Below are 791 nucleotides of genomic sequence, written 5' to 3' on the forward strand. Positions count from 1 at the left end.
GCCGACGAGATCGCGAAACAGCGGCAGCGTCGTCTTGATACCGTCGACGACGAACTCGTCCAGGGCGCGGCGCAGGCGCATCATGCACTCGACGCGGTTACGCCCATGTACAATCAGCTTGCCGATCAGGCTGTCGTAATAGGGCGGGATCTTGTAGCCGGAATAGACGCCGGAATCGACGCGGATGCCCAGACCACCCGGTGTGTGGAAATGGGTGATCGTACCGGGCGAGGGGGTGAAGGTGCGTGGGTCCTCGGCGTTGATGCGGCATTCGATGGCGTGGCCGTTGAACTTGATGTCCTCCTGCTTCACCGAGAGGCCGCCGCCGGAAGCGACGCGGATCTGCTCATGCACGAGATCGATGCCGGTGATCGCTTCCGTCACCGGATGCTCGACCTGCAGGCGCGTGTTCATCTCGATGAAATAGAACTCGCCATTTTCGTAGAGGAACTCGATCGTGCCGGCGCCGGAATAGCCGAGGTCGGCAATCGCCTTGGCGCAGATGCCGCCGATACGGGCGCGCTCTTCGGCATTGAGGGCCGGCGAGGGCGCCTCTTCCCAGACTTTCTGGTGGCGGCGCTGCAAGGAACAGTCGCGCTCGCCGAAATGCACGCCGCGGCCAAAGCCGTCGCCGAACACCTGCACCTCGATATGGCGCGGCTTTTCCAGGTATTTCTCGATGTAGACCGCATCGTCGCCGAAGGCCGCACCGGCTTCCGTGCTCGCCGTCTGCAAGGCGACCTCAAGGTCGGCCTCGGTAAGCGCTACCTTCATACCGCGCCCGCCACCAC

At 63.5% G+C, this 791-nt stretch carries 1 pseudogene; it reads right to left on the reverse strand.

From position 1 onward, the window contains the following. A pseudogene (locus EN925_RS38090) lies at positions 1–791 on the reverse strand (acetyl-CoA carboxylase biotin carboxylase subunit); the annotation flags it as partial.

Origin of the sequence: Mesorhizobium sp. M7A.F.Ca.US.006.04.2.1, from assembly GCF_004022915.1 — a bacterium.
Lineage (GTDB): Bacteria > Pseudomonadota > Alphaproteobacteria > Rhizobiales > Rhizobiaceae > Mesorhizobium > Mesorhizobium ciceri.